This is a genomic window from Paenibacillus anaericanus (assembly GCF_003994475.1).
GTDB classification, from domain to species: Bacteria; Bacillota; Bacilli; order Paenibacillales; family Paenibacillaceae; genus Fontibacillus; species Fontibacillus anaericanus.
In genome coordinates, this window is record NZ_RZNY01000029.1 from 1 (window position 1) to 26,448 (window position 26,448).

The window sequence follows — 26,448 nt, forward strand, 5'->3', positions numbered from 1 at the left end:
ATTCATAAAGAAGGCTGTCGAGACTTTCTCGACAGCCTGAGCCCCATTTCTGGGGCTCTTCCCTTTCAATACGTTGTGGTTGGACTTAGCGGATAGAATAGTGATAACTTCATCTCAATGCGCGTACCAACAGCGAACATGTATTCACCCGAATTTTATTATTTAAGGCGACGGGTCAATACCCAGAATAGAAGAGCCAAAGCACTGACAATTGCACCTAACAAGCACACTCCATTCCAGCCTGAGTAAACATAGATACTGGTAGATGCGATTGACCCGGTGGCGCTACCAATGGAATAGAAAATCATGTAACCAGCAGTAAGCCTACTGCGTGCCTCAGGGCGCAAAGTAAGGATCATGCTTTGGTTGGTGACATGTACGGCTTGTACTGCCAGGTCAAGAAGGACAATACCGACGACTAATGCGAGAAGCGAATGTTGAGTATAACTTATTGGCAACCATGATATAAGCAACAGAATCAATGCCACGCCTGTGGTCCTCTGCCCTAAACCTCGATCAGCAAGACGACCTGCTCGCGCTGCTGCTAACGCTCCAGCAACTCCAGCAAGACCAAACGCTCCAATCGCAGTATGTGAAAGAGAAAGCGGCGGAGCGCTGAGAGGCAGCACTAGGGAAGTCCAGAATATACTGAAAGCGGTAAAAATCATCAAAGCTAATGCAGCACGGATTCGCAGGATTCGTTCTTGTGCGAACAATGTGAGCAGTGAATGAAGCAACTGTAGGTATGATAATGATTCTCTTTTCTGCTCATAATGCGGCAGTACCCTAAACAATACACATGCCATGATTAGCGTTAATACCGCAGAGACAAGGTAGACAGATCGCCAACCGGCTAAATCCGTTAATACGCCAGCGAAGGTTCGCGCCAGTAGAATACCAATTACGATTCCACTTGTCACAACACCCACGGTACGCCCACGTTCGGCTGGGGCAGCCAAAGTTGCCGCGAATGCAACGAGCGTCTGTGTCACTACAGCAAGCAATCCAACCGCAGCTATGCCTATAAATAACACCATGCTGGTGGGGGCGGTGCCAACCACGATCAAAGCCAGCACGGATACTAACATCTGTCCAGCGATCAGCCAACGTCGATTTAATAAATCGCCGAGGGGCACTAGCAATAGCAGTCCAAGTGCGTAACAAACTTGAGTGATTGTAATAACAATGCCGACGGATGAATGAGTAATACCGAACTCGTTTGAAATAGCGTCCAGCAAGGGTTGCGCGTAATATATGTTGGCGACTGCCAGTCCGCAAGCGATCGCAAATAAGAGTGCAACATTGCGAGATATTAAAGATGCGGGCGCTGATTCTGATGATATAAGCGCCTCTTGAGCTGGTTCAACGTGTTTGCCTATATAATCCACGGTAATGACTTTCGGTTCTTCAACAAACTTCCCCAAAGATAACGACTCCTTAAAATTATGTTTATCAGATTTGTAAAATAAAATACTGATTGGTATGAAATATTGCCTGATAAATATAACTCTAAAAAAAGATAACTGTCAAGAGATTACTGTAGAGGACAGCTGAACTGGAGCGAGAACTCTTTTTATTCTGATAATATATAGGATTTAAGAGATGTAAAAGCTTAATCTTATTGACAGGATACTCTTCACATAATAAAATTATAATATACCGTTCGATATGAAAAGAGGGAGTTACTATGGCTCGACGACGCGAATTTGATGAGGAAAAGGCATTGGATGCAGCTATGCAACTATTTTGGGAAAAAGGGTTCGAAGCTACCTCTTTAAGCGACTTGACATCAAGAATGGGCATTCAGCGTCCAAGCATATACTCCACCTTTGGAGACAAAAAAGGATTATTTGAAGCAGCGTTGCGAAAATATACGAGTTCCCATGCTGCCTATGTTCGCGCCAATCTTCAAAACAATTCTTCTGTTAAAGGGGCATTCTGTGCCTTTTTTGAAAATATGGTGGCAAAAGAATATGAAAAAAGTCCGAACTGGGGATGCTTTTGCATCAATTCGATGGTGGAACTTGCGCCTCATGATGAGAAATTTGAAATCCTAACAAGAGAACATCAGATGTATCTCTCGGTAATATTCCAAGAAACGATTGAACGAGGTTTGCGCTCAGGTGAGCTTGATAGCGGTATTAACGCAAAGGGTTTAGCGCAGACACTAGTCATATCGTTAATAGGACTTACTGTGTTCATGAAATCTCGTCCTGAACGAGTATTTGTTGATAATTGTGTGAAAGAAATACTTACATTGTTAAGATAGAATCAAAAAATATGGGAGTGCCATTATGATATCAGCAGAAGTAGTGCGCTATTTTTTGGAGAAGGTTCGTTCTGCTCGGGAGTTGGACGGTACACAGGTTGATGGCAGACCGTGTGCTTACCCATCAGATCACTTCAGAAATTGAGGTGACCGTAGAAAGGACTCCTTCTAGCTATGCGGATCATGTCCGTGAGATGATTGAGGCATACGGATCGTTAGCCTAAGCATTCAAGAATTCCTAGTCCAAGATGATCAGGTCTATGTGCGTTGGAAACAAGTTGGTTACCATATCGGAGTATGCGGATTGTATCCCCTATCGCCGATCATTGCGTCTACGAGCTGATCCTTCTCGTATTTGGGTACAGGCGTGTGGAGTAAGTGGTATCTCCACACAGAGGACGATGACGAGAAGACGAAGCGTGTCCATACGCTCCAAAAAATCTATGAAATGAAGACCAGCCCTGCGCAGGGTTGACTCTAAAAAAGAACTCCGAAAACCCTGAATGTAGTGGGTTTTCGGAGTTTCTCTCATTACTCCCATTCGATCGTCGCCGGCGGCTTACTCGTGATGTCGTAGACGACGTGGGGCACTCCAGTCGGTGAATCGACAGTGGAATTATCAAACGTTTACGAGGTCACATCGGAAGCTCCGATGTACGTCATCGTCGCTGGAAACTTCCTGGATTCCTGCCGACATTTTGCCTTAACTTCTTGGACTTGAGCTTCAAGGCTGTAGCCCTGCAATGCTTGCTTCTCAGTGCTCACTCTGATGTAGATGACAGCTCATGGCTGCGCTAACCTGCCCGTTAGCTTATCGACACTATGCTTATTCTGTAATCATGCCATACGCGGTAATCTTCTTAATTCTACGTGCTACCAGCATCGATATTAGATACGAGAATGCAACAATGCCAATGCAAAGGATCACGATGGTCGGAACATGTACTTTAAATTGGCAGTTTGAGATGCCCATGCTACGAACTAATACAGAAAGCAGAGGATTGGTTCCGATACAGCCTAGCAATCCACCCACGGCCGTTCCCACAATGACAACAGGAGCAAAACTTAATGCAATTTGTGTCATCAGTTGATAGGTTGTGTACCCCATCGCTTTATAAATACCCAATTCCCGTTTGCGTTTTACGATCATCGTTTTGATCACGAGATACAGAATTAAACTAACGACAACTGCAGTTACGAGCAGTACGATCACCACGACTGAATTCATCGCGGAACCAAAGTTAGACAACTGTGCTTCTCCCAGTTCACGCAAGTTTTGGACTTGTACGAGCTGATCTCCAAAAGTAGCTTTTACTTGCTCTATAAATGCTTGACTTTCCGTACGTTCTGTAGGATTGAGATATACATTAATGGTTGACAAATGATAGTCAGGAATCAGCTTTTGCATACCCGCTAAAGTGATATAAGCTACCTTTCCGGAATTATTCATCGTCTGTGTCAGTCCAGTAATCAAGTATTTGTCAGTCGTATCACCCAACTTCACTTCAATGGAATCCCCTACCTCCTTGCTCAGCGTATCCGCCATAACCCCCGTAATCACAACCTCATTATCATATAAGGGTAATCTTCCTTTATAAGCGGATAGGTAATCCATTTTACTGTAATCATCCGACACAAAGGTTGCCATGTCTATTCCACCCATAATTAAGGCTGCAGAATCAATTTTTGATGTTTTTCTCACGCCATCCATCGCCTCAAGCTGTTCAACTAAATCTTCCATATCAGTCGTCCCTTGTGCAGTCACGGCAGCATCCGATATTTCAATTCCAAGCATGTTATAAAAAGCAGTGTTGTCGACAGAAAAATTATAATAGCTAATCATAGCAAATGCAGACGCAAACGTGACACCAATAATAATCAATCCAATGATGATATTTTGTTTCATATGGGTAGCCATGGTTTTGCAAGCTAAAATCCACGTAAGTCCACCCTTTGCTTTGTTCAGCGGGAAATAATTTCGCTTAAAGCTGTGTGTAAGTATACCGCCGCGAAGCGCAACTACAGGTGGAAGTTTTATGATCTTGCGACTTGATATCAAAGTAACAATTAACAGCGATCCGATTACAAGCAGGATACTCACAAGATCCCTGCCCGGTTGAAAGCCACTCTGCCACACAATACCTGCTAAGCTAGATAGAGTCCCACTAAACAAAGGAGTTACAACATAAGACAGTACTACCCCGATGATTGCACCGATCATACCGATACAGGTGAATTGCAACACCATCGAAGCGATAATTTGTTTACTTGTATACCCCATTGCACCCAATGCCCCGATATTCGTCAGCGTATCATCAATACTGTTCACCACGCGGAATCGAATCACGATTAAGGATACAATGACAATAATTCCGGCAAAAGCAACTAATACCATAGAAATGATACTAATCATCATCATAGATGCCATGGCCATACCCGGCATATCCATATCATATGTATTACCAAACGATCCGATGGCAGACAGCTTTACATCGGTATTGTTCTTAAAGTCACGCAGCAATAGCGTAGATTGATCCACATCATCCAGTCTTATCGATAACAATTTACTGCTTGTCATCTCTCCGATAACATCATACATCCGCTGATACGCTGTATCCGGTAAGAAGTACTTCATAGCTGCTGCATTAATTGTCCCTAGCGTAGGTGACTCATAGAAACCCTCAATGGAATAATTAAATTCTTGCTCAAGATAGGTGAACTTTATAGAATCACCCAGCTCATACCCCCCATTTTTCATAGAGAGAGGCACATAAATGACATTGTCCTTCGCTATCTCTTTCCCTTCAACCAATTGAAATGGAGCCATGTTCCGTTCTTGATCAGCATTTAGAAATGCCCCACCTAGACCCATTTCGTTATCGCCAAATTTCATGCTCACATTGCCTAAATACATCATATCTTCCGTCTCAACTTCGTTTACTCTGGAATCACCCTGAAAAAAGTCTCCATATGCCTGCTTGTATTCCTTTTGATTCAAAATAACGATGGCATGTGGACTATGGCCTTCTTCGATTTTATCAAGGTAGAACGTATCCACCTTTGTATAAATACCCAGTCCTATGTTTAACAGAAGTGTGGCAATTAAGATCAATAGGCCAAGCGAACAAGCCGCACTTTTACTTCTCTTTATGTTGGCTAAGGCAAGATTAAGAAGATTCATCTTACCACCCCATTTCAGCCAAAAAGGACTGTAGCTGTTCATTTCGTGCATGATAATCCTGGGCATCGAATGCGCTTAGTCTCAACTCTCCGCACATAATACCATCTCGTAAGTAAAGGATTCGATTCCCTCTTAATGCTGTTTTCATATCATGAGTAACCATGACGATACTTTGTCCATTACGATTCACTTCAGTCATGACATCCAACACGCTAGTACTAGCGGCAGAATTGAGTGCACCCGTTGGCTCGTCTGCAAACACGATTTTGGGACTATTCATTAATGCTCGAACAATACCTGCACGTTGAGCTTCGCCGCCAGAAAGCTGGCTTGGAAATTTACCCCACGACATTTCTGCTAAGCCCACCTGCTGTAGCAACTTTTTGGCTTTCTCCGTCATTTCCCGTTTGTTCTTGCTCACCAGTAGGCCACTCGCCAAAGCATTATCTAGCACGCTCATGTTATCCAGCAGGTGGACCTGTTGAAATATAAATCCACAATGATTTCTTCTAAAGATGGCTAGCTGATCGTTATTCAATTTTGCGATTTGCTTACCCTCGAAATCGATTTCTCCCAATGTGGGTTTATCCATACCGGAAAGTGCATATAGTAAAGTTGATTTACCTGAGCCGGAGCTCCCCATAATGACTGTAAAATCTCCCTCAAATAGATCGATATCCAGGTTTTTCAGCACATGTTGTTGATGGCCCCCACTGGAGAAAGTTTTACACAATTTTTTAGTAGATAATAGAATTTTAGACATGATGACCGCATCCCTTATTATAAAATTTCAACGATGATATTAAATTAAAAAAGACTGTAACGTTGATTACAGTCCTATCATACGATGGAAACTCTTAATGGATCTTTGCCCAATTCTTAACCAATCCTTAATTATGAAAATACCTTTAAGAAAGAGGAATTTGTATCATAACGCTGAATCCGTCTGTCCGGTTATAACAGGTAATATAGCTTTCCATCTTCTCCATAAGATATTTAGAAATATATAGACCAAGCCCCGTACCTGATTGCCCCGTGACATCATGACCACGATAGAATTTATTGAATAAGAGCGGCAATTCATCCTCAGGAACACCCATTCCATAATCCATAATTATGACTTCTAAATAAGAGCTGGCGATCTTAAACGTAATCCGAACAGAGGTATTCGCATATTTGTATGAATTACTGAGGATGTTATCGAACACCTGTTGAAGACGAGCTGTATCCGTGTGAATAATACATTCTGGAATGTCATCCCATTCAATTTTTCCGTAATAATTACTACTTTCAATGAGTTTCTGTAGCGCACTACTATGCTCATCCACTACGGTTACTTTTAACTCTTCGAGCTCTTCTAAGGTCGCATGGAACATGTCTGTCACGAGTAGATCGATTTGCTCCGCTTTTGCATAGATGGTGTTAAGCTGTTTGCGTTCTTTCTCACTTGTGGTCAGCACCAGCATCAATTCACTCACAGCTTTGATGGATGCTACAGGGGTTTTGATATCATGGCTAAGACTTGCAACGAGTTCCTTTTTACTACGGTTTGCATGGTATTCGCTTTGACGTGCCGCCGCCAATTCCTCACGCATCATGTCAAAACTTTCGCTAAACGCACCAAACAGGTTGTTTTTATCTATGTCCAAAGGGATATCAAGATTGCCATTCGCTACATTTCGGGCGAAATCTTTGAGCTTGTGAAAAGGGCGTACAACGGTCCGATTTAAATACCTAACATAAGCGATACTTAGTAGCGCTACCGCCAAGAAGGCAGCTAATATCACGATGAGGAGCTCTTGCTGCCATTGTCGAAGGATATTATTACTGTTATTAGGTACAATCACTTTCCCGACTGTGGTTCCGTTAACCACCACATCGACGATTGTGTCTCTGTTCCTGATACCCTCATTTACGCTGCTAGCGAGATGATCTTCTGTTGTATAAAGTACCTTCTCTGTCAAATCCATGACTACAAATGGTTGACTTACGTTACTATAATCTCCCTGATCGATATACTCCCAATGGCTTTCAACTTGTTTCACAATGTTATTGATCGCAACCGTATCCACGTTGGTTTCTATTTGTCTATTCATCAACAACACTGACACGGTAATGCCTACCCCTAAAATAATAGCGATGAACCCGATCATCCACTTTGATTTCATACCTGTGGTTCCTCAAATACATAACCCGTTCCCCACACGGTTTTAATATACCTAGGCTCGTTAGGACTGACTTCTATTTTTTCGCGCAAATGACGAATATGTACGTTCAACGTTCCATCGCCTGTGATAGAATCACCCCACACCTCGCGGAACAATTCCTCTTTAGGTACAATGCGATTCTTGTTATTCACTAAATAAGCTAACAACTTGAATTCCATAGATTTAAGCTTAATCTCTTCGCCATGAACATGGACACGGCACAGATTTGCCTCAACAACAACAGGGCCACATGTTATCCTATCCGATGAAACGTTCTGTTGAAGCTGGCTTCTTTTCAATACTGCCTTTACTTTTGCAAGTAAGACGCTAAGCGTATAGGGCTTTTGGATGTAATCATCCCCACCGATATTGAGTGCAATAAGAATATCATCATCGCTGGAACGCGCACTTATGAACAAGATGGGGATTTGCGTCACCTGCCGCAGTCTTTTGCACAGATCAAAACCCGATGTTTGACCCAAATTAATGTCTAATAAAATCAAAGAGGTTTCGTTTTTTTCAAAAAACGACATACACCCTTCCGCACTGGTCACGTACGTGGACTCCACATCAAACATATTCAAGTATTCGCTTGTTGTCTCCGCTAGAGCTATTTCATCATCAACAATTAAGCAATCATACTTCATCCATATTCCCCATTCATATATGTAATGAAAAGCTTCCTCTATTTAAATTTAGATAGGTTTAGTAGCTTCTGAAGTAATTCCAGGAAACGCGCATAAACCCCCTTATTTTTATGTACAGCGTAGGTCTTATACCCCGCACCCTTAATTTCTAAGCCATTTAATTGGAAACCAAAACAGCAGCCCCCATCTATTCCAATCTTCTTATCGCCGAAATAGATCTTTGCTGAATTATGTATACGTTTTGTTGGTATATGTCCAAACACGATCGTCTTATTTAAAAGATTTGCATGATCTAGGAATTCTTCACTTCCCCACAAAAAAGATCGATCCGGTTGTGATCGGAAGTCCCCTGAAAAAGTAGGATCAATGCCCGCATGTACAAATATATGTCTATCATCCTCGGAATAAAGCGGTAATGATTTCAAAAAATCAATATGATGTTGATAGTATAATTTGATAAAAGTTTTGGCTTTATTATATTCGGGATAGTTAAACCCCTGCTTGAACCAGTCTGTACCGACATAACTTTTCAATGTGGACAGACCCCCATTTTCAATCCATATCGCATTTTCATTACTTTCCATTGCATCAATAAACATTTGGTCATGATTTCCGCGTAGTGCAATGACGTTCCCTTGTTCTACGAGTTGGATCACCTGTTCAATAACTTCCTTGCTCCGAAGACCTCGATCACAATAATCACCCAGTAGAATCAATTGATCTACTGACGGTTTATACTTTGCTTTGTTCAATAACTCAGTAAATTCATCGTAACAACCGTGAATATCACTAATCACCAGTTTCCTCATACCTCAAATCCCTTTCAATATATCCTATTAAAGACAAGATCCACCCTATCTTATCACCCAACTACATGAGATGTCTGTCAAAAATGTATATTTGCAGTGATGTACAAAAGGGATTACAATCTGAGGTAAACGTGTGTCTATTAGTAAATAATTGATCTAATAGTGCAGAAAGGAATCTACTTATGTTTCGCTCCTCCTATTCGATCCGTTCAGAAGAAGCTACGATGCTTCTATTTGATTCCATGGGTTGGGAACTGATCCAATCCCCTGCATATTCATTTGACGGCCAGACTAGGTCTGAGACCAGTAATGTCATTTTTCAATATACGCTGTCTGGAGAAGGCCGGATTGAAGTCGATGGATCGGTCCATCGTTTAACGAAGGACAACGCTTTTCTTGTGACCCTACCTAGTATGCACAAATATTATTATCCGGAAGAAGGTACGGAGCCTTGGGAATTCCTATGGTTAAACGTACGTGGTCCCTTAGCGATCCCATTATGGAATCAGTTAATTACGCATTGCGGCCCCATTGTTCAGCTCCCACAGGAATCTTCGCCTATCCGTCTATTATGGAGTATGTTTGAGGATATTCAGGTGCATGAGGAGAGAAATCTCCATGCCTTATCGGCAAAAGCGTTTCAATGGATATTATCGCTAGACAGCTTATTGAAGAAACCTACTATGTTAACTGATCATATTAAAAATGAAAAGCTTCATACAGCCGTTCAATTTATGAAAAATAATTTACACATGAATCTGAGTTTGGACGATGTTGCTGATCATATCGGTATTTCCAAGCATCATCTTTGCAGACTATTTCAAAAAAACCTCAACCTATCACCCTTCGAATACTTAAGAAGGCGGCGGATTGAGGCAGCGGCATCCAAACTCAAAACAACAGATTTAACGATTAACCAAATCGCTGTTGAGACGGGATTTGATAATGCCAGCTACTTCGGCAAGGTCTTTCGTTCTTACTTTGGGGTCAATCCTCTAGCCTATCGGCAGCAGGACGTGGAGTTTTCGGCCAAACATGTGTTTTTTGAAACTTAGCCTATGCAGATACAAAGAGGGCATCCCAAGCCATTTTTATGGCTTTTGGGACACCCCATATCCGCTTAAATCTCTTTTAATACAAAAAGTTGGCTTCTGAAATCACCCTCCAAACGTGGAATAGAGAGTCCGAAGTACATCAATTCATCACCTCTATATACCTCACCGTTGTGTTGAAGACAATACGATTTATCTGGATCGAGTCCTTTCAGACGTAATCTGTTTAGCGGTGCATTGGGCTCGGCAAGGACCTTAAAGTAAGCAGCAAAAGCTTCTTTCCTGTCCTCTGATACAAACATCCACGCCGTCTCATTCCCTTCAAAAGGACTGAGCAACCGATAGAAATCTCCAGACTGGATCAGCATGCGAAGTTCCTTATACTGCGCAACCTGCTGCCGGATGTCTTCGCACTCCGATGCAGAAAGTTTGGTTAGATCCAGTTCATATCCGAAATTTCCAGACATTGCGACATGACCACGCGTTTCCAATGGGGTATTCCGTTGAACCTGGTGATTTGGAATGGCTGAAACATGGGCTCCCATGGAGCTTGCAGGATACACCATACTTGTTCCATATTGAATCTTCAATCTTTCAACTGCATCCGTATCATCGCTAGTCCATGTCTGAGGCATATAATACAACATCCCCGGATCAAATCGCCCACCACCACCGGAGCAACTTTCAAATAAGATGTGTGGGAAACGGGTAACAATGCTCTCCATTACCTCATAAAGTCCAAGGATATAACGATGCCCCGTTTCGCGTTGACGTTCAGGAGGAAGCAAAGCGGAACCAATCTCCGTCATATTCCGGTTCATATCCCATTTCACATAAGTAATCGGCGCCGATGATAACACAGAGCTGACCGAATCTATGATATAGTTACGTACATCCTGGCGCGATAAGTCCAGAATTAACTGCTGCCGAGCCAATGTTCTTATATGTCCTGGCACATGTAGACACCAGTCTGGGTGCTCACGGTAAAGATTACTGTTGGGTGACACCATTTCCGGTTCAAACCATAAGCCAAATTGCATTCCCATCGCCGTAATATCTTCGCCCAGCTTTCCAAGTCCTTCAGGAAGCTTACGTCGATCCTCAACCCAATCTCCCAGCGAGTTATCGTCACTATCACGCTTCCCAAACCAACCGTCATCTAGGACAAACAACTCTAAACCAAGCTCTTTACCTGCGTGGGCAATTTCTTTTATTTTGTCCGCGTTGAAATTAAAATACGTTGCTTCCCAGTTATTAATGAGAATCGGTCTTTGCTCATCACGGAATTTGCCTCTACACAGCCTTGTTCGATACAGCTTGTGATAGGTTCGTGACATTCCACCTACCCCTTCAGCTGAACGTACAAGCACGGCTTCAGGAGCCTGAAATGCATCGCCCGGTTCTAGTAACCACTGAAAATCAAATGGCTGAATGCCTACACCAACTCTAGTCATCCCGTATTGATCCACTTCTGCCTGCGCTAGAAAGCTACCGCTATAAACAAGACTAAATCCGTAAACCTCACCGTGATGTTCCGTCGCATCTTTGGCCAACAAAGCCATAAACGGATTTTGTTGATGGCTGCTGGAGCCACGTTTGCTATCTATCCGATGAATTCCGGGTACAAGTGATCTCTTATGTACATGGCGTTCTCTGGCCCACGTACCCGACAATTGCAGCATGTCAAAGTCGGAATGATGGAAATCAACATTAGCGCTTAATACTCGATTCAGTACAACCTTGTCCTGTCCTAGGTTCTCGATACGTACGGATCGTGTGATTGCATCCAGATTGTTGAATGCTGTGTACAGAAGGGTCGCTTTTAGTCCACTTTTCACATCAAGCAGAACTATTTCCAGCGTATCCGCTTCATCTTCACTCTCAACATACGAAGAAGGTAGTCCCTCTAAACGTGGCTTTCCCTTTCTTACTGTATAACCTTCATAGCGGAAATCAGTCACTGTCGTACCATCCTGCAAGTAGACCTCGAGTGCTGGCTCCCGGAAATCCCCATTACCGTAGGATGGAAATTCGCGGGGCAGAGTATCTAGAGAATAGGTCTTATCCTCTTGAAGAAAACTTGGACTGAATGAGGCTCTTTCCACTAAATCTAGTGGATGCTGGAAGGACTCCCCTCCTAGCTTTGGGCCCCAATAGATATGGGCTGGAATTCCACCCTTAACGATTTGAATAATATAGCTGGAATTGTTGGATCGCAAATGAAACACGCGATTACTGTTATCATAATAAATGGACATGATATCCTCCCCAAATATAAAAGATTGTCGTATACCACAGACTTAATTTATTTAAACAGTGGCTTTAAGCCTTATTCTAGAGGCTTTGGAAAGCGTCTTCAATCTGAATATAAAAACATCTTGTAGTAAAATATTGATCTTACTTAAAAGACGTGGGCTCTTGGTGTGAACACTCGCGAACAACCAATACACCAGTCCCCAATCCCAAGTTATTCTAAAGATATTCCACAATTGAATCTTTTAACCTGTCAATGAAGTCTATATAAAAAAAGTAGTGAGTATACCTTTTACCGGTATGCTCACTACTCACCTATAGAAGTGCCAACTGCGGGTCACAGTTCCTATCACGACTTATCTGAAATATTTCCTAGAGGCTTGTTTCTAACTTCAACACTTCAAAAATAATTTTTGCGGCTTGCGCACGTGTTGCAAGATTCTTCGGCTGGAATTGTCCATTGCCGGTTCCTTGGATAATGCCATGTTCACTCATCACATGCACAGCATCCTGGGCATATCCCGAAATAGATGAGTCATCGGTGAAGGTGTTGTTGTAGGTCGTCCCAACGTTTAGCATCTTTAATGTAATGGTAGCACGATACACCAATACTGCCATCTCTTCTCTAGTTATTGTAGCATCACCATCGAAGGTTCCATCACCTTTGCCTGTAACAATACCCAATTGTTTAGCAGTCGATACCGAGCTAGCATACCAAGCGCTCGGAGAAACATCGGTAAAACTACTATCTGAATGTTCCCCAACCAAATCCAGTGCATTCATCATCATGTGCAGGAATTGTGCACGCGTGACAGACTGATTTGGCTTAAACCTTCCTTCTTCAAATCCATTTACCACTTGTCTGGAAGCCAGTGATTCGATCACATTACGTGCCCAATTAGCTTCTTCAAGATCCACAAATGAAGCAGCAACATGAACTACAATATAACTTCCTGAATGGGCCGGTTTAAACTTGATCTGCCCCGATTGAACATCGTATACTACCTTCTTAACAATTTCTAACTTACCATCAGCTGATTTATGATACACAACTACATGATGCGCTTGCTCACCAGCTTTTAATGAGTAAGGTAACTCAATCGTTGTAATTTGAGCCGTTTCAGCATCTGATAATATCCGTCCATCAATCGAAAGTTGATATTGATAAATAGGTTCAGTCTTCACGATATTCTGAATTTCATAAGAAAGCTCTTGTGCTGCGATTATGCTCAAGCTTAACTCTAGTTTATCCTTTGCGTTGGTCAGCAATTGTTGCAGGTTCTCGTTGCTCAGCTGCCAGGTTACTCCTCCTGCTTGAAGTACAACATTCTCAACACTTGCAGAAGTCGACTTCAGCGGCTGAACAGGTATTGAAATTATAATGTTATTTAACTTTTCTTCCTTGCCAATAGCTTCAATCAACAAGGTCTTATCCTTGAGTGACTGTAATGCCTGTTCCAAATCCTTAATCGACAACTCGGCAGTTGCCTTTCCATTCTGATCAAAAATAACGGTTACCTCAATTTGTCCATCCTTAATAACTGAGGTACTCCCCTTGTTCCCCTGTCCTGGATTTGATCCAGAGTCGGGTACTGGTGTCGGCGTCGGTGTTGGAGTCGGCGTCGGTGTTGGACCAGGATCTGGTTTAATTATTTGAGTTGTAGCATTCACTGCTACAGACAAATCAGATAGTCCGGCTTCATTCCAAGCACGTACCTTGTAGTAGTAGGTCGTTTTTGCTGTAAGACCTTTATCCACATAAAGGTTCTCAGGTACGCCTGTTACATTAAGCTTAATAAACTCTCCATCTTCATCTGCAGCGCGATAAACATCATACGTTACTGATCCAGGAACAGCATCCCAATTCACACGTATTGAATTGGTTCCAAGAACAGTTGCCGTTACCCCCTGTGGTGCAGTTGGTAACAACTCGTCTGCTTCTGTTGTCGCTGAAACGATGGAGGATCTCTCCGATTCTCCAGTACTATTTACCGCAGTGATCTGATAAGCGTACAAAGTATCTGCATCCAAACCTGCGTCATTATAGCTTGTTTCTGTAATTGGATTTTCGGTGATCCGAATAAAGTTATCATCCGCATCACTACGATAAATATGATATCCCGTTGCGTCACTTGCCAAATCCCAAGAGAGTTGAATTGATTTCCCATGGGCTGTCGCATGAACCTCTACAGGTGCACCCGGTACTTCTAATTGAGCAACCACATTCACTTCAATTTCTTGAGTAAACATCATTCCCCCATTAAGGTTTTCAAAGGAATCTACATATACAGTAATACTAGCACGGCCCGGCTGATGCGTAGTGATCTCTCCGGTCTTTGAATCAACGGATGCTACTTCTGGCGTATTGGACAACCAATAAATCGGTCTATAGTCCGAATCCCCCTGAAATACCGTAACACCCAGTTTCAATGTCGAATCTACTGCCAAATTAATTTTCCCATCAGTAGGTATACCGATACCATCATATCGATACATCTCAATCCCTTCAACGTAAATGGGTGCCTTGATACCAATCACTGCAGTAGCTGTCAGGCCACTATCTGTTCTTGCTGTGATCGTGACTGGCTTGATTTCTCCACCTTCACCATTGTGTTGTTTGGTAATTACAATTGCTGACTGACCATTATTGACGATGGTAGCAAGGGTTTCGTCACTAGATGTCCAGCTCACATTTTCATTGATAAAGGATGGTTGGAGAAGGGCCTTCAACTCCAAAATATCCGTCATTACAACCGTCTTGGTTGTCTCGTTCAATTCGATTGAATCCGCTTGTGTTACAAATTTCCCCATAGCACTGAACTCGGCGATAGCTGGCCAGGTTGTACCAGTCTGTTGAGAAGTTTCATTTATTGAAACTCTAATAAATTTACCCTTGGTTCCTTCAGGAAGCAGGTGCGACACATTTTTAGAAGCACTGAATTGACCTGAATTATCCACTACTTTTGTATAGTTCGTACCATTATTAGATACTTCAACTATATATTTCTGAGCACCCCAGAATTCCATATCGATTTGATTAATTTCAGCAATATTTCCCAGGTTAATCCACCATGAATATATTTTTCCCGCTGACGGAGCACCCGGTGACCAGGCAGTGCTTACATTTCCGTCAATTGCGTTACCGATGGGATGCTTTGCATTCGTCAGACTTGCTCCCATTTCCTTGTTCAACTGGAGTTTATCCGTAACAGAAACAGCTGCTTCTGCCGCATGACCGCCGTCCTCTGTAGTAACAGTAATTATAGCTGCTCCCGGATTGCTAGCTATAACAAATCCATCTTCATTTACCGAGGCTACTGCTTCGTCCGATGATGACCAGACCACGTTGGCGTTATCTGCGGACACGGGCAGAACTGTAGCTTGAAGTTGCTCATACTGACCTGAGGTTAGACTTAATTGTGACTTATTCAGTTCCACACCTGATACAGGAAGATTATCAGCGACTATTACACCTACCGTAATACTCGCTCCCCCGTCTGCCGAAGTAATCGTGAGTGTTGCAGTACCATCTGCGACGGCTGTGATTAAACCATCAGTTACGGTGAACACTTCCAGATTACTCGAAGTCCACTGAAGTGATTTATTCGCTGCGTCCGTTGGCAACACATTTGCCACAACAGTTTGTGACCCACCCGCACGTAGTTTAATCAAGGTTGTATCTAACTCTATAGATTCTACCTTTACAGGAACTACCGTTACCTTGACTGTGTCCTTAAAATCCCCATCATCTGTTAGCACATTGATCTCAGCTTCTCCTTCAATTATCGCTGTTACCAATCCACTCTCATCTACCTTCGCAATATTCTCATCACTTGACGACCATTTAACACCTGGGAAAGAAGCATTATCTGGTGTTATGATAGCCTGGAGTTGTTTGGTTCGGCCGAGCCCAAGTTCAATATCGTCGGACTTAATCTCGACATTTGTTACATCTACTTTGGTAGCTTTCAGTTTAAACGACTGAATCGCATTGCCATCCGCTGAAGCAATGGTAATATCAGCCTCTCCCTTATTATGAACAAGAAGAGTGACCTGCTTAGTCACATCCAACTGCTGTAACAACACTCCTGGATTAGCACTTTCAGCAGCCTCACCCAGAAAACTCGCTACTTCAGGGTTAGTAGATGTATAGATCATTCGGTTATCCGTCGGTTGATTAGAAGCTTTCGCTTCTATTGTAATCCGATCACCTACAATTGCCGAAATCTCGTTATCTGTTCCCAACTGAGGTGCAGCTACGACAATGGAACTTGCTAGTTCTGGAGACGAGACAATAACCTTTCGTGTAGCAGAGTACCCACCATCCACTGTTGTTGCCTCAATTGTCGCTTCTCCTTGTTTAAGGGCAGTAACAATACCCGCTTCATTTACCACGGCAACAGATTCATCGTTTGATGTCCATTCGATGTTGGTGTAAGCAAATTGATTATTCGGATATACCGTTGGAACAACTTGATTGCTTTGTCCAGCGAACAATTTGAGATCGCCCGCAGGCAGATCTATACCCGTAACCGCAGTAGGCTCAACCGCATAAGTCCCTGATATCCCACTGTGAGACAATTTGCCATTCAATGGCTTGGCTGATGCCTTGCCACGCCACAGGTAGGCATATATCCCATCGGAGGCATGTCCATCATAAGTAAATAGGGTTCGGTTATCAATCGTATTTCCATATTCGGAAGTACTTCCTCCTGGAATCCATGGACTGAACCATTCCCCATGGCCCTCTCCCTTGGCAATCCATTCAGCTGCCCAATAGAAAAATCCAATTTCTGCATCATAGGCATTCGGTACATCCCGGAAAGTCTGCATATATTCAAGCAACCAGTTGTACTGACCACGCTGTGATACTTCATAATATTTGTTACTCATTGCGGAGCCATTACCAACTGGATCAAAGTTATCTCTCGTATGAGCGAGTGCGGTTTCCGAGAAAATAACATCCTTACCCTTCCATTTGTTCAAATTGTTATTAAGCATCGATACAATGCTCCCGCTTTCGCGTCCACCGTACAAGGAATAAGCTTCTCCATCCCATTTCACACCACTAGATGAATTTGCGTCATACCATGAGTTAGTCGTATCAACATCATATCCGTTATTTAGATGTAGAAATCCTCGCGTCGTTGGTGAGGCATCCTTTACCGCCTGATATGACGCATTTATTAGCTTCGTAAAACCCGTTCTGTCCTTAGACGAAATTTTTCCTTCTGGCCAGACAACACCTGAATTTTCTTCGTTGCCCAATTTCACTGAATGAGGTGCCACGCCCTCATCTACTAACGACTTAATGAAATCATAGCAATAATTGTACATCGTAGTTTGCAGCTGATCCAAATCCTGATTGAACCATGATAGCGGTTTCCAGGCTTTAGCTTGGCTCATCCAATTATCACTGTAATGAAACGATACTTCAAAATCCATATGATGCTGTTTGGCCCGCTTGCCAATTTCCAACGCCTGTTCCTTACCAAAATAGCCCGGTATCATTTGAAGCGGAGCAAAAACCGTACCTAAGTGAGCCAAATCATTTATATATGTAATATCACTTCCTTGTTTTGGAAGATCATTACGAAGTCCCGCCTGATAATCCTTCCATTCATCTTCCTTATAGATATAATTTCCCGCTTCTACAAAGAACATAGAAGTTACAGCATTAACACCCCGATTTCGCATAATATCGAAGAAATCTTGTTCAACATTGTTGGCTTTATATTTACCACCGAAGTCTTCAACGATCATGAGAAATGACACATCAACACCTTTAACAATGGTGTTATCCATTTCAAACAAATCTAGGCTATCCGCGTAGCCGTAACCAGAGCCATCCGCTGTTCTTTCAACATAAATTGTTGCGGTTGTTTCGGCAGGTCCTGTGCGGAAGGCTACTGGAAGCAACGTGTAGCCTGTTGTCGCGGATGGGGCAACGCGTGACTCCTGAATCCCTTCCACGCCAATTCTCACTCGATCAGTAGAATTCTCCACCTTTGCACGAACGGTTGCCACATAATCCGTGTTCGGCTTTACGGAAACAGTCTGGGCAACTTTAGACCCTGTACCAAGCTTGGCTGCATAGTTTCCAGCATCCGCTTGTCCAGGAACTACGGATACGTCTCCGGTAACAGTCCAGGCATTTTTGGTTCCGCTTTCAAAACTCCAATCTGCAAGTGGATTATTATCTGAATGCTCCATAAAGAACTCCACTTCATCAACTTCAATGGAAAGATTTGCTGGAGCATCTTTTAAATAGATACCAATGGTTGCTTGACCGTTGTATACAATTACATTTCGAATAACTATTTGGTTCCAATCTGAAGCGCTTTCAGCAAACAAATTGACAAAGGCTCGCATCTCTGGGCTTCCTGTATTTTTGGCTTCAAGGAAGGCCGCTTGCTGTAATGTACTACTGGACGGATTAGGTGAAGATGTTCTAATCTTGGCAGTTAGTGTATAAGTTCCTTGCTCCAAATCCGTAAATACTTGATATAAGCCAACTCCCGGATTCTCAAAGCTGCCCGCCTGTTTGGTCGATGTCAGTCTCGCTGAAAAATTACCCTCACTGCCGCTTGCTTGCGTAGTTACTGTACCAGAAGTATTCAGCACCTGCCATCCTGCGGGACTTGAAGTAATACTACCGTCCTGCTCAAAGCTAGGGTTAGCCATCAGATTGGAACTTGCCGCAGATACCCTGTTATGAGTGGGCCCCCAAAAGACAAAAGAACTGAATAATAGTAATAAGCTCAAAGTCATGGCTGTTGTTCTTTTTAATCTTGTATGTATCAAATTTTGTGCCTCCTTTTATACATGGGGATAGGTATTGTTCTCCTGTATATAGCTTCATAAAGAACAATCCTATCCCCATAATTTCATTACTTATAGTCTGTAAGTCTGCAAATCTACTAATCTATGTTTCCTATTCCAATTCTCGCTTGGCAACAAGCACCTCATACGGTTCCAAGTCCCATGCCTTGCTTAGATCAACGTTGCGTGTAACAGACATCCATTCAGCATCTAGTGAAGGAACTGATGCTGACTTGAAGGTAAAGTTCTGAACAAACAAATATTGAACCTTATCATTAGAACGCGCAACAGCATATACGCCCTGTGGCATTTTGACATCCACGGGTCTAGTCAGCGTCAATGCGTCAATAAGATCAGAATACAAATCGTCATAGAAACCCTCTTCAAAGTGACTAGCAATATAGTAAGTTTCACCCTCACCAAAGCGATGATGGGTAAGCGCAGGTCTTCCAGCGTAAAAGTCATCATTATAGACCATTAACGACTCTGCCCCCTCCAGATGAAGGAGATCGCACAGTTTACTACATGTATAAGAGCCCTTCAGAGAACTTCCCTCTGATCCGCCGAAAGCTTGGATCACTCGCCCACTATTCTGCTCATGGTCATAGAGTCCATCGATTTCTTCACTCACTACCCCAGCAACATCACTTAATTGATGCGGCGCAGTTCCGAGGAACACTAGGTCATTTTCATTGACAATCCCACTCCAGTAGGTCATCACTAGGGTGCCACCCTGCTCAACAAATGCACGGAGTTTCTGCTCAAAACCACTACGCAACATATAGAGCATAGGAGCAATCACTACCTTATAACCGGTAATATCGCACTCCATATCAACAAAGTCTGTCGTAATACCCTGCTTCTGTAATGCACGATAATGCGATTGTACTTCTTCTATATAACCCATTCCTTTGTTGCGCGGGCCTTGTGAATTCTCAATAGCCCATTTGTTCTCCCAGTCATAGACAATCGCAACTTCAGCCTGTGAATTGGTACTTGCAACGTCCGATAACTGCTGCAATATGCCCCCAAGATCTGCTACCTCTTGAAACACACGGGTATCTGAGCTGCCGTCATGTGAGACAACCGATCCGTGAAACTTCTCACTGGAACCGCGGCTTTTACGCCACTGGAAATATTGCACCGAATTTGATCCATGCGCAATCGCCTGCAGTGAAGACAAAATATGCATGCCTGGTTTCTTCAGCTTAGAGACACTCTGCCAGTTCGTCATACTTGGGGAGCTCTCCATGAGTAAGAAAGGCTTCCCTTTAATGGACCTCATGATGTCATGATTCATCGCAGTATCTATGGCAATATCGAGATCTGCCGTCTTATGCCAAGTCGGATAACTATCCCAGGACACGATGTCGACGGTATCTTTGAATTTGAAGTAATTCAAACCGTCATAGTAATACATGAAGTTTGTGGTGGCCGGTAGCTCCGGATTGTACGATTTCACTGCGGCGATTTCATGCTGCATGAAATCAAGCGTCTGATCTGTAACAAACCGCCGCCAATCTAGGTTCATACCGTGCGTCCCATTTTCACCGTGTGGTGCAGGCGACTCGATCTGTGACCAATCCGTATAGGTATGACTCCAGAACGTAGTCCACCACTGCGCATTAAGCTGCTCAAGTGTTCCATATTTTCGTTTAAGCCATGCTCTGAACGCATCCTGACATAAATCACAATGACAATCTCCACCATACTCATTCGAAACATGCCATAGCTTAACCGCTGGATGGTTTGCGTAACGCTTCGCTAGTCCTTCATTTATTCCTTTGATCTTTTCACGATATATAGGAGACGTATAACAATGGTTATGACGCGCTCCATACAAATTTCTATGCCGATCACTCGAGACCCGCAGCACTTCAGGGTATTTCTGTGCAAGCCACACTGGGCGAGCTCCAGACGGTGTCGCCAGGAAAATAGAGATGCCGTTATCATGGAGTGATTGAATCACCCCATCCATCCACTCCCAGTTATAATGTCCTTCCTCAGGCTCCAACGCAGCCCATGAGAAGATGCCCACTGACATGACATTACATCCGGCCTTCTTCATATACTCTATATCCTGTTTCAATACCTGCGGATCATGTAACCACTGCTCTGGATTGTAATCTGCTCCATGCAGCAATCTATCACCAAATTGTGTATTCATATCCATCACCTCGATCTGTTACTTTACTGAACCCAACATGCCTTGTACAAATTGCTTCTGCAACAGGAAGAAGATCAGAACTGTCGGCAACGTTGTCACTACGATAGCTACCATAATGATTCCGTAATCCGGATTGTACGATGAAGCAAGCGACGAAACTATAAGTGGTAAAGTCTTCTTATCCTGAGTCTGCAGTGCTATCAACGGCCACAAGAAGCTGTTCCAGTAATTCATAAAAGTAATAATAGCTGCTGCCGCATATGTCGGTTTCATCGTCGGCATATAAATACGCGAGAATAACCGCCACTCGCCTAATCCGTCAACTCGTCCTGCCTGTAGTAGCTCACGTGGAAATGACTTCGTATTTTGCATAAAGAAAAAGATCATGAACGCAGTTGTAATGGATGGTAGTATAACCGCTGATGGTGTATTTAGCATTCCCATCTTACTAAACAAACGGAATAACGGAACCATAACTGCCGCAAATGGCATCATCATAGAAAGCATGAGCACTCCGAACAAGCGATTTTTACCTTTTGAACGATAAATCTCAAAGCCATAACCCGCCATGGAGCTTAGTAGCAAAGTACCGATTGTACCCACAATCGCAATAATGGCAGAGTTTCCAAATGCAGCACCCAGATTAGTCATATCCAGTAGCTTTGTAATATTATCAGAGAGCATCGATCCAAAACTGAACTTACCTTTAACGATATCAGAGGAGCTATTCGTCATACCGATTAACATCCAGAGAAAAGGAAATAGCGATATCACAGATACGATGATTAGAAACAAATGAGTCCCTGCTGCGCTCAGTTTCTTCATTCCTTCTCACCTCCTACTTTAAGCTGGAGAAATGCAAGTATGGCAACCATAATGACTATGGCATAAGACACTGTTGCTGCATATCCAAAGTTAGGTGTATAAACGAATGATAGATTATAAATATATTGCGATATCGTCATCGTTGAATTACCAGGGCCGCCATTCGTAATATTCACAACCTCATCGAACAATTGTAAGGTTCCATTCGTTGATATGATCGCTGTAAACAATAGAATCGGCTTTAACATTGGAACTGTAATTTTAAAGAATTGTCTGATCTTCGAAGCACCATCAATAGATGCTGCCTCATAGATACTAGGATCAATATTTTGCATCGCTGATAAATAGAAGATCATGTTATAACCTGTCCAGCGCCAAGTAATTGCTGCAATAATGACCACACGTGCCCAAATCGGATCCATGAGCCAGGCAACTGGCTCTTGGATTATATGAATCGACATTAACATCTGGTTCAGAACACCGTCTACGGCAAAGATACTTTTAAACAATACGGCATATGATACGAGTGATGTGACACATGGTAGAAAAATTGCCGTACGATAGAAACCTTTGAAACGAAGTTTTGGCATGTTCAGAAGGAATGCAATTACCAGTCCCAAAGCCAACATGATCGGCACCTGAACAATCAAATATAACAACGTATTCAATACAGCTTGTTTGAACATGGGATCTGAGAACAAACGTATATAATTGTTCAGTCCAACATAATGATATACGGTTCCTTTGCCCGACTGGAAAGACAATAATAACGACTGAATCATAGGGTAAAAACTGAATAATATAATAAGCGCTGATGGCAATATGACGAATTGCCATCCCATCAGGGAAGATTTATTTTTACTGCCCATAGGTAATCACCTGCTAACTTTAGATTTATTGCACCTGTTGTTCAAACAATTTCTGAATGTTAGCTAAGCTTTGCGTCAAATCTGCTCCATTCAAGATATTAGGCAATTCGTTCTTAAGAGCATCTTTTGCTTCTTGTGTATACATACCTAATGTAATACCTGGAACTTCTGTAGACCATTTCGTAAAGTCACTATAAATCGCTTGGCCACCGAAAAATTCCGATGTTTGACTATAAGCTTCACTTGAGAAGGACGGAATATAAGAACCTACACCACCATTTTCATTCAAGAAACGCTCGTAGAACTCACTGCTTCCACCAATTGTTTTCGCCAAGAAGTCGATCGCCAAATCTTTGTTAGCAGAGCCATCTAATACGAACCAGCTAGATCCGCCCTCGTTGGAAGCATTTACAGCACCTTCTACACTCAAACGTGGAATCGGAGCCACTTTCCATTTACCACTTTGATCCTTGGCATCCATAATCGAAGCGACTTGCCATACACCAGATACGACAGTAGCAACATCTCCAGCGTTAAAGCTTCCTACAAATTCACTCCATCCTGTTACAGGCTTAGCAATCCCGGAATCAGCAATTGCCTTGTAGATGCGAAGTGTATCTGTCATTGCTGGATTATCCACGAAATTCCCTTTGTTTTCTGGTGTGATGTACCAAGATCCGCCAGATTGAAGAAGAATCGAAGTTAACGCTTCATCGTTCGGATTAATCGTAGCCATGTATTTCCCTGTTTTCTCCTTCACAACTTTACCAATCTCGATGTATTCATCCCAAGTAATATTCTCCAGGTCTTCGGCCTTGTAGCCAGCTTGCTCTAAGTAATCCGAACGGTAGAACATTCCTGTTACTCCAATATCAAATGGAACGCCATACACTTTGTCATCAATACGAAGCGCATCAACCTTGTATGAAGAAAATTGGCTAAAATCTACTTTATCTGTAAAATCAGCGAATGTATTCGGATAGGAAGTAACATATTTTTGAATATTCGGATCGTTAACCAAGATAATGTCTGGAAGTCCTTCCTTAACCCCTGCTGCTAAATTGGTATTTAGCTTTTGCTCGAGATCGGTTTTCGCCATGTCAACGATTTCAAGTTCGAAACCCGGATGCTCTTTCTTATACAATTCTTCGGCTATTTTTAATGCAGCCCCGTTAAATGAAGGGTCCCATGCCCAAGCAACAACTTTTTCTGATTTTGTAGTACTTCCGTTACTCTTGTCTGTATTTGCAGAGTCGGACTTAGTGGACCCGCAAGCAGCTACTAGTGAAGCTGTCAACGAAACCAATAACATTACGGATAATAATTTTTTCATTCTTTACAACCCCTTTTTATGATTGTTTTGTAAGCGCTTTATGTGGTGATGTACTCATTTTAGGAAAATTAAAGCACGAAGTATAATAATAATTCGCTCTATATTAGCAGTAATTATTGCTCTCCAAGTAAATACGAAATTATCCCTAGTAAAAATTATGGATCATAGTATTTATTTTTTTAAATCAAATTTGAAACTATCCAACCGTACCTTTCTATTTCAGATTGTTATATGATGAAGATATTAGAGCGAGTTCAAAAAGTCAGGTTTTCAGCACCAAGAAGGTTGAATAAAGCTAGGGACAGAGGAGCGGAGCGTAGGCAAAACCTCCGTGAGCACCGAAGGTCCCGGCTGAATTCAAGATTCGCTGTCGAATATACTCCTTGTTTTACTTCGTGATCAAAAGATGACTTTTTGAACAACCTCTATTACAACATGCAATGAGGTGTATTTTATGAAAGAACAATCCGCAACTTATCGGGTCATGATTGTCGACGATGAGGCTATCTTGCGCACAGGTATGTTACATCTGTGTAATTGGAGCGAGTATGGAATTGAGATCGTCGCCCAGGCCTCCAACGGCCAGGAGGCGCTGCAATATATTGAAAAAGTTCACCCACATGTAGTGATTACCGATATTGTCATGCCGATAATGGACGGTGTAGAACTTACCAAAATCATTCGCATGCAATACCCTGAAATTAAAGTTGTTGTACTTAGTAGCTACAGTGAATTCAATTATGTGCGTGAGGTATTCAAATACGGTGTTACAGATTATTTACTTAAACCCAAGGTATCTTCTAGTGAGTTAATTTCGCTAATTCAATCCTTATGCAGTGACCTGGATCTCGTAAGCCTTGGTAGTCATTCTATTAAGAGTGACCCTTCGCTATTATTAGCCCAATGGCTAACCAACGATTCAACTCAGGCGGAGGAGACGCTACAAGAAATAACACAGCATTTCACATCAAGGTACTTTCGCATAGCTAAAGCTTCTACAAACTTAATTCTATCTAGAACGAACTGGACTCATAGTCAAATGGAACAAATCTTGATCGAGCTTGCGACAGAGCATTTAGCCGGTCTAGCTTATACATGCGTCTTTCTTAACAACGAGTTTCTGCTGCTCATCAATTATGAACTAGAGCAAACCGAGGCCATTTCATCCGCCTTGCAACGGTTCACGGATCATGCCAGAGAATCACTGGTTTATATTTCTTTCGTTCTCTCAAACGCATTCGAAACTTTCAATCTAATAAAGAAAGAACACGAACGCCTTACACCTTATCTTGGCAAACTCTTATATTTCCCTGAACATACTCTTGTAAATGAGGATATCATTCTCGTACAAAGTGATAAGATATTTTTTGACCAAACTCACTTTACAACAGCGTTACGAATTTTTGCATTTGATGAAGCAAGCGCAGAATTGAAAGCGTTTTTTTCGACAATTAATTCTAATCAGTCTTATGATGAATACAGCTTAAAGCGCTTTTGCCAAAACCTGATTTATACAGCAATTAATATGCTTGAACAATTGAAACAACCGATATCAGAGCTTAATTCATCCAAGCTGAAGCTATTCAAAATGATCGATCAGGCCTTTGATATCCATGAGTTAGAGAACATCCTGCTTGCGTTTCTGGATAATCTTAAAGGTATTGTTCGTCACTCTGATCAGCAGCAATCTATGATTATCCAGCAAGTTTATGATTATGTAAACGAGAACTATGCGAACGATATTTCATTGACTGAAATGTCCAACAAGCTCCACTTAAATTACAGCTATTTATCGTCTTATTTCAAACAGCGTACGCATGAGAATTTAACCTCATATATTAACCGGGTTCGGACAGATAAAGCAAAGGAACTACTTCTTGATTATAAACTTTCGATATCTGAGATCAGCCGTTTAACTGGATTTTCGGAGCATAACTATTTCTCTAAGGTGTTCAAGAAAATGACGGGAATGACCCCTGTGGAGTATCGCAATCAAATCTCTCAATGAAGTCAG

The 26,448-nt window shown here is 42.4% G+C and carries 17 protein-coding genes and 2 pseudogenes; 5 read left to right on the plus strand and 14 right to left on the minus strand.

Going from position 1 to position 26,448, the window contains the following annotated elements:
• Positions 1-158: 158 nt before the first annotated feature.
• Positions 159-1,343: an MFS transporter gene (locus tag EJP82_RS23165; protein WP_246054402.1), complete on the minus strand. Its 1,185-nt coding sequence runs from the start codon at positions 1,341-1,343 to the stop codon at positions 159-161.
• A gap of 344 nt (positions 1,344-1,687) precedes the next feature.
• On the opposite strand from EJP82_RS23165, the gene EJP82_RS23170 reads away from it, so the two are divergent.
• From EJP82_RS23170 to EJP82_RS28525, 3 genes and pseudogenes are all read left to right on the plus strand, one after another.
• Positions 1,688-2,269 (plus strand): TetR/AcrR family transcriptional regulator, encoded by a 582-nt coding sequence (locus EJP82_RS23170; RefSeq protein WP_127194447.1) that lies wholly within the window; start codon positions 1,688-1,690, stop codon positions 2,267-2,269.
• 98 nt (positions 2,270-2,367) lie between these two features.
• Positions 2,368-2,493, plus strand: coding sequence for a hypothetical protein (locus EJP82_RS28930; RefSeq protein WP_425464366.1), 126 nt, complete (start codon positions 2,368-2,370; stop codon positions 2,491-2,493).
• Between the two features lie 63 nt (positions 2,494-2,556).
• Positions 2,557-2,744, plus strand: a pseudogene (locus EJP82_RS28525) (aminoglycoside phosphotransferase family protein); the annotation flags it as partial.
• Positions 2,745-2,800: 56 nt separating this feature from the next.
• On the opposite strand, the pseudogene EJP82_RS28935 reads toward EJP82_RS28525, so the two are convergent.
• The 7 genes and pseudogenes from EJP82_RS28935 to EJP82_RS23210 form a co-directional block, all read right to left on the minus strand.
• Positions 2,801-2,869, minus strand: a pseudogene (locus tag EJP82_RS28935) (GMP synthase (glutamine-hydrolyzing)); the annotation flags it as partial.
• 27 nt (positions 2,870-2,896) lie between these two features.
• On the minus strand, positions 2,897-3,046 hold the full coding sequence (locus EJP82_RS23185) for a recombinase family protein (protein ID WP_127194486.1): 150 nt from the start codon (positions 3,044-3,046) through the stop codon (positions 2,897-2,899).
• A gap of 49 nt (positions 3,047-3,095) precedes the next feature.
• Positions 3,096-5,450 (minus strand): ABC transporter permease, encoded by a 2,355-nt coding sequence (locus EJP82_RS23190; protein ID WP_170220280.1) that lies wholly within the window; start codon positions 5,448-5,450, stop codon positions 3,096-3,098.
• A 1-nt stretch (position 5,451) separates the two neighbouring features.
• Positions 5,452-6,213 (minus strand): ABC transporter ATP-binding protein, encoded by a 762-nt coding sequence (locus EJP82_RS23195; RefSeq protein WP_127194449.1) that lies wholly within the window; start codon positions 6,211-6,213, stop codon positions 5,452-5,454.
• Between the two features lie 145 nt (positions 6,214-6,358).
• On the minus strand, positions 6,359-7,618 hold the full coding sequence (locus EJP82_RS23200) for a HAMP domain-containing sensor histidine kinase (RefSeq protein WP_127194450.1): 1,260 nt from the start codon (positions 7,616-7,618) through the stop codon (positions 6,359-6,361).
• Positions 7,615-8,304 (minus strand): response regulator transcription factor, encoded by a 690-nt coding sequence (locus EJP82_RS23205; RefSeq protein ID WP_127194451.1) that lies wholly within the window; start codon positions 8,302-8,304, stop codon positions 7,615-7,617. The genes EJP82_RS23200 and EJP82_RS23205 overlap by 4 nt, the downstream gene beginning before the upstream one ends.
• A 38-nt stretch (positions 8,305-8,342) precedes the next feature.
• Positions 8,343-9,113, minus strand: coding sequence for a metallophosphoesterase family protein (locus EJP82_RS23210; RefSeq protein ID WP_127194452.1), 771 nt, complete (start codon positions 9,111-9,113; stop codon positions 8,343-8,345).
• Between the two features lie 182 nt (positions 9,114-9,295).
• On the opposite strand from EJP82_RS23210, the gene EJP82_RS23215 reads away from it, so the two are divergent.
• Complete coding sequence (locus EJP82_RS23215; protein WP_127194453.1) at positions 9,296-10,168, plus strand: AraC family transcriptional regulator; 873 nt, start codon at positions 9,296-9,298, stop codon at positions 10,166-10,168.
• 65 nt (positions 10,169-10,233) lie between these two features.
• Here the strand turns inward: EJP82_RS23215 and EJP82_RS23220 are convergent, their stop codons facing one another.
• The 6 genes from EJP82_RS23220 to EJP82_RS23245 form a co-directional block, all read right to left on the minus strand.
• Positions 10,234-12,423 (minus strand): alpha-galactosidase, encoded by a 2,190-nt coding sequence (locus EJP82_RS23220; protein ID WP_127194454.1) that lies wholly within the window; start codon positions 12,421-12,423, stop codon positions 10,234-10,236.
• Between the two features lie 367 nt (positions 12,424-12,790).
• Entirely contained in the window at positions 12,791-19,222 is a 6,432-nt protein-coding gene (locus EJP82_RS23225) for a glycosyl hydrolase 53 family protein (protein ID WP_127194455.1), read from the minus strand.
• A gap of 130 nt (positions 19,223-19,352) precedes the next feature.
• Entirely contained in the window at positions 19,353-21,407 is a 2,055-nt protein-coding gene (locus tag EJP82_RS23230; RefSeq protein WP_127194456.1) for a beta-galactosidase, read from the minus strand.
• A gap of 18 nt (positions 21,408-21,425) precedes the next feature.
• The gene (locus EJP82_RS23235) at positions 21,426-22,232 is read right to left on the minus strand and encodes a carbohydrate ABC transporter permease (protein WP_127194457.1); all 807 of its coding nucleotides are present in this window, start codon (positions 22,230-22,232) and stop codon (positions 21,426-21,428) included.
• Positions 22,229-23,101 carry a carbohydrate ABC transporter permease gene (locus EJP82_RS23240; protein WP_127194458.1) on the minus strand — a complete coding sequence of 291 codons (873 nt, stop codon included), beginning with the start codon at positions 23,099-23,101 and terminating at the stop codon, positions 22,229-22,231. The genes EJP82_RS23235 and EJP82_RS23240 overlap by 4 nt, the downstream gene beginning before the upstream one ends.
• A 25-nt stretch (positions 23,102-23,126) precedes the next feature.
• Positions 23,127-24,434 carry an ABC transporter substrate-binding protein gene (locus tag EJP82_RS23245; protein ID WP_127194459.1) on the minus strand — a complete coding sequence of 436 codons (1,308 nt, stop codon included), beginning with the start codon at positions 24,432-24,434 and terminating at the stop codon, positions 23,127-23,129.
• Between the two features lie 454 nt (positions 24,435-24,888).
• Between EJP82_RS23245 and EJP82_RS23250 the strand changes: the two genes are divergently transcribed.
• A complete protein-coding gene (locus EJP82_RS23250) occupies positions 24,889-26,442 on the plus strand; it encodes a response regulator (protein ID WP_127194460.1) in 1,554 nt (517 codons plus the stop codon).
• Positions 26,443-26,448: the final 6 nt, after the last annotated feature.

Excerpts from the sequence above, each read along its gene's own strand:
- EJP82_RS23240 (WP_127194458.1), bottom strand. The coding sequence starts at position 23,101 with ATGGGCAGTAAAAATAAATCTTCCCTGATGGGATGGCAATTCGTCATA.
- EJP82_RS23230 (WP_127194456.1), bottom strand. The coding sequence starts at position 21,407 with ATGAATACACAATTTGGTGATAGATTGCTGCATGGAGCAGATTACAAT.
- EJP82_RS23200 (WP_127194450.1), bottom strand. The coding sequence starts at position 7,618 with ATGAAATCAAAGTGGATGATCGGGTTCATCGCTATTATTTTAGGGGTA.
- EJP82_RS23250 (WP_127194460.1), top strand. The coding sequence starts at position 24,889 with ATGAAAGAACAATCCGCAACTTATCGGGTCATGATTGTCGACGATGAG.
- EJP82_RS23215 (WP_127194453.1), top strand. The coding sequence starts at position 9,296 with ATGTTTCGCTCCTCCTATTCGATCCGTTCAGAAGAAGCTACGATGCTT.
- EJP82_RS23170 (WP_127194447.1), top strand. The coding sequence starts at position 1,688 with ATGGCTCGACGACGCGAATTTGATGAGGAAAAGGCATTGGATGCAGCT.
- EJP82_RS23195 (WP_127194449.1), bottom strand. The coding sequence starts at position 6,213 with ATGTCTAAAATTCTATTATCTACTAAAAAATTGTGTAAAACTTTCTCC.
- EJP82_RS23190 (WP_170220280.1), bottom strand. The coding sequence starts at position 5,450 with ATGAATCTTCTTAATCTTGCCTTAGCCAACATAAAGAGAAGTAAAAGT.
- EJP82_RS23220 (WP_127194454.1), bottom strand. The coding sequence starts at position 12,423 with ATGTCCATTTATTATGATAACAGTAATCGCGTGTTTCATTTGCGATCC.
- EJP82_RS23205 (WP_127194451.1), bottom strand. The coding sequence starts at position 8,304 with ATGAAGTATGATTGCTTAATTGTTGATGATGAAATAGCTCTAGCGGAG.
- EJP82_RS23245 (WP_127194459.1), bottom strand. The coding sequence starts at position 24,434 with ATGAAAAAATTATTATCCGTAATGTTATTGGTTTCGTTGACAGCTTCA.
- EJP82_RS23235 (WP_127194457.1), bottom strand. The coding sequence starts at position 22,232 with ATGAAGAAACTGAGCGCAGCAGGGACTCATTTGTTTCTAATCATCGTA.
- EJP82_RS23210 (WP_127194452.1), bottom strand. The coding sequence starts at position 9,113 with ATGAGGAAACTGGTGATTAGTGATATTCACGGTTGTTACGATGAATTT.